The following is a 751-nucleotide window of genomic DNA, read 5'->3' on the forward strand; positions in this document are numbered from 1 at the left end:
GCCGCGGGGGACGCGCGGGCCGCGGCCGGCGAGGCGCTGCCCGCCGAGGAGGGGCCTGCCGCCCAGTCGTGGCCCTCTACCTGGAGATGACCGGCAGGGAGGCCGTCGAGGCCGAGGGAAAGGAGGATGAGATCCCGTTCTAGGGACGCGGGCCGTCCGGGCGGGGCACATACCCCGCCCGACGTCGCCCGAGGCAAGAAAGGACCAGGACGTCGGCGTGACCATATCCGAAAAAATTACGTGGTCACATCCGAAAAAACATCTGCTCATTTCCGAAACTAGCACTTGACCAAACACACCCAGGACGGCGCCCGGGCCGATGCCGTCCAGCCCGAGGCCCCGCAGGCCGGCTCGCCGGCGGGCTCCTCGTTTTCCGGCGGCGTCCTAACGCTCGGCTCCGAGAAGGGCGCCGTGCTGGGCTCCGTCGCCGCGGTCGTCGACAATCTCGAGTCCGACGGGTCGGTCTGCTACCGCGGGCTCCTGCTCGGCTCCTCGGGCGGCGGGCTCCAGCTCAAGGCCGTCCGCTTCGAGCTGTCCGGCGGCTTCGCCGAGCGCTACGACGTCTGGTACCGCTCCTGCGACTCCGCGCGGCTGGCTCGGCTGGGCGAGCGTCGGCGAGCCAGCCGGCGTCGAGTCCGGCGTGTTGATGTTCACTAAGAAGTGGTCCGAGTGATCACTGGGAAATGAGCACCGTGAGCACGAAAAATTGAGCAGTTTAAGCAAGAGGGCCGCGCCCCGGGGACCGGGGGCG

Annotated in this window: 1 protein-coding gene; it reads left to right on the forward strand. The window is 69.1% G+C overall.

The window, feature by feature from the left end; genetic code table 11:
* Positions 1–285 precede the first annotated feature (285 nt).
* Positions 286–657 (forward strand): hypothetical protein, encoded by a 372-nt coding sequence (locus tag ACTQXM_RS09020; RefSeq protein WP_441537651.1) that lies wholly within the window; start codon positions 286–288, stop codon positions 655–657.
* Positions 658–751: the final 94 nt, after the last annotated feature.

The sequence above is a fragment of the Collinsella sp. LCP19S3_D3 genome (assembly GCF_052121455.1).
Taxonomy (GTDB): Bacteria; Actinomycetota; Coriobacteriia; order Coriobacteriales; family Coriobacteriaceae; genus Collinsella.